The sequence below is a fragment of the Cyanothece sp. BG0011 genome, assembly GCF_003013815.1.
Taxonomy (GTDB): domain Bacteria; phylum Cyanobacteriota; class Cyanobacteriia; order Cyanobacteriales; family Microcystaceae; genus Crocosphaera.
Window position 1 is genome coordinate 1 of the sequence record NZ_PRLH01000179.1, and the last position, 3,110, is coordinate 3,110.

2 protein-coding genes and 1 pseudogene are annotated in these 3,110 nt (G+C 42.5%); 2 read left to right on the forward strand and 1 reads right to left on the reverse strand.

The window, feature by feature from the left end:
- Together C4E06_RS29730 and folE are read left to right on the forward strand one after the other, a co-directional pair.
- A pseudogene (locus C4E06_RS29730) lies at nucleotides 1-496 on the forward strand (GTP-binding protein); the annotation flags it as partial.
- A 14-nt stretch (nucleotides 497-510) separates the two neighbouring features.
- The gene (folE, locus tag C4E06_RS21835; protein WP_107670505.1) at nucleotides 511-1,167 is read left to right on the forward strand and encodes a GTP cyclohydrolase I FolE; all 657 of its coding nucleotides are present in this window, start codon (nucleotides 511-513) and stop codon (nucleotides 1,165-1,167) included.
- 235 nt (nucleotides 1,168-1,402) lie between these two features.
- On the opposite strand, the gene C4E06_RS21840 is transcribed toward folE, so the two are convergent.
- A partial coding sequence (locus tag C4E06_RS21840) for a bifunctional 3'-5' exonuclease/DNA polymerase (RefSeq protein ID WP_107670506.1) occupies nucleotides 1,403-3,110 on the reverse strand: 1,708 nt, incomplete at its 5' end.

Sequence of the window (3,110 nt, forward strand, 5' to 3'; positions counted from 1 at the left end):
TTATTGAATAAAACCGATTTAGCCAATAAGGAACAATTAACCGTATTAGAAACCTACATTACCTCTATAAAAAAGAATCCCAGAATTATCCATACCCAATACGCCCAAGTCCCGTTACCGTTAATCTTGGATGTGGGTTTAACTAACACAGATAGCTTTGTTGACCAAGAATACCGCCCAAATTCCCATCACCTCACAACAGATGGTTTTATGTCCATGTCTTTTCAAAAGCGACCAACCCTTTGATGTCTATAAATTTCAAAAGTTTTTAAACGAAGGACTTCCCCTAGAAGTATTTCGTGCCAAAGGAATTGTTTGGTTTGCAGGAAGCCAATTACGTCACATTTTCCAACTATGTGGACAGCGCAACGATATCAAGTCCGAACCCTGGTCTAATTCTCCTGCCAACCAGCTAGTCTTTATCGGTCGTCATTTAGATGCTGATAAACTCCGCCAACAGCTAAATAACTGCTTAGCTACCTCTGTTACCCTTTAATTTAACTCAAAACTATGACCTTAGCTCAGTCCGAACCCAATCCAGTTAATAAAATTGATCATAAATTACCCTCATTAACGACGACACAACAGCCTCCCGTTTCTGAGGAAGAGATGCGCCAAGCGGTAAGAACTTTACTGTTAGGATTAGGAGAAGATCCCGATCGCGAAGGGTTGAAAGATACACCCAAACGAGTGGTTAAAGCCCTTAAATTTTTGACTTCTGGCTATCATCAATCTTTAGACGAATTGCTTAATGGGGCAGTTTTTCATGAAAATACTGATGAAATGGTCTTAGTTCGAGATATTGACCTATTTAGTTCCTGTGAACATCATATCTTACCCATTCTTGGCCGCGCTCATGTAGCTTATATTCCCGATGGTAAGGTAATTGGACTCTCAAAAATTGCTCGTATTTGTGAAATGTACGGACGACGTTTGCAGGTACAGGAAAGATTAACCGCACAGATTGCCGATGCACTTCAAGGATTACTACAACCGAAAGGGGTGGCCGTGGTTGTAGAGGCAACTCATATGTGTATGGTAATGCGAGGGGTGCAAAAGCCTGGTTCTTGGACTTCCACCAGTGCGCTTAGAGGGGAATTTGCCAATGATGCTAAAACCCGTCAGGAGTTTATGAGTTTGGTTCAACATAATCCTAGGTTGCGTTAATTGATTTGCGTGCCACTGTTAGAGATGAGTGTTAAGCTCATCTCTGGCGTTTTTTGACTACATTTTAAGATAAATCCTATCCAACCACAAAGGAATAACAGGCAAAGCCTGATCACCTGAGTTCGACATAAGATAATTGCCTATAGTTTACTCAGTGAAAGAATTACAGGAAGTTTCCAACTTTATTGTCATTCTACACGAAAAAAACCTAGCAGAATGCTAGGTTATGGTGGGATTACTTTTCAGCCCAAGAATCAGCGATCGTTGCCTCAACCACTACTGGAACAGATTTGAGGAATTTTTGTCCTGCTGACACCATTGCTGTCTCTAACAAGTGACTGGCTTCAACGACATGATACTCTGGAACTTCTAGGACAATTTCATCGTGAACGACGACAATGGGAAAACCGCCAATCTCATCAAGGTTAGCGTTGAGCTTATGCAATGCCAGCTTTGTGATATCGGCACTGGTTCCTTGGACGGGGGTGTTTAACAGAGAGGTTAACGGAGGTTCATCTTTCCATCGTCGTAGCCGTCCGCTTAAGGTACGAATGTCTTTGACTTTCGTAGTCCGTAGCTTAAACGCAGTATCTTGATGCCATTGATGAAGTCCTGGGTAGCCTTTGAAGAAGTTATCTCGAAATCGTTGTGCTTCTTCAAAGCTCATCTTCACGCCGTAATTGGTTTCAGCATAAATCCTCAGTTTTGTTGCTCCCATACCGTAGATTAAACCGAAATTCACAGCCTTTCCTAGTTGACGTTCTTGCTTGGTTACTTCATCAAGAGGTTTCCCCGACACAAGACTAGCTGTAAGTCGATGTAAATCCTTCTCATTACAATACGCATCAATCATCACCGAATCATTAGCAATCTCAGCCACTATCCTCAACTCAATCTGCGAATAATCAGCAATTATCAGTTTGTAGCCTGGAGCAGGGACAAAACAGCTTCGGTACTGCCGTTCTCTGGGAATTTGCTGTAGGTTAGGGTTAGAGAACGAAAAACGTCCACTAGCAGCTCGCATTTGATTAACGTTGGGATGAATACGTCTAGTAACGGGGTTGACAAAAGTAGGAAGTTTCTCCCCAAAGCTACTGTGAGCTTTCGACCAATGTCGATACTCAATAATGGTAAACACTTCGGGATGATTTTCCGAGAGTTTATCGAGGGTGTCTTTACTGGTACTATTCGTATGAATTCCCAACCGAGCTAAAGCAGCGATCACTTGTTCGTTAGAGTCGAGGTTTATCGACTCTTCCCCTCCAAACAAATTCAACTGCGCGTGGTCTGGTTTTAACACCTGACAAGCGATCTTAGCAGCATCCTCTCTCCTTGTTTCTATTTCTTTAGCTAATTCCCCCCATCGGTCTAAATCAAGACCCATTCCCATTAACCCCATTTGAGCAACTCTGGCTAATGCTCCTAGTTCTACCTGGATGGCATCTGCCAGTTGATTATCAATGATTTTACTTCGTAGTGCTTCTCTTAGAGGAAGTACCACGGCAGCATCATTCGCAGCATATTGTAATTGTTCTGGGGTTAAGGGCTTACCCCAATCAGAGACTTGCATTGACTTATCTAAGCTGTAGCCAAGCTCTCTTGCAGTGACTCTGAGTAAACTGTAAGGGCCAGGAAGGTTGCGATTGAGTTCTTGTTTTAGCTTCTTCTTATTCTTTACTGACTGATTCAGATTAGGAATTGGTAGTACCCCTGCTTTTGCATCTTCTTCTAAAGTTGGAGGTAGCCCTGCTGCTAATAGTTGGGCCATGAGCATCGTATCAATCCACGCTGTTTTTGCGGGATTAATACCCAGATGCTTTGTGAGAAATTGAATCTCAAAGGCTAGGTTATGTCCTACTTTTGGAATCTTAGGATGCTCAATAAACCGTCTGAGTGTTTCCTTGTCAATCATACCTCTGAATTCGATAAGTATGACCGGACGG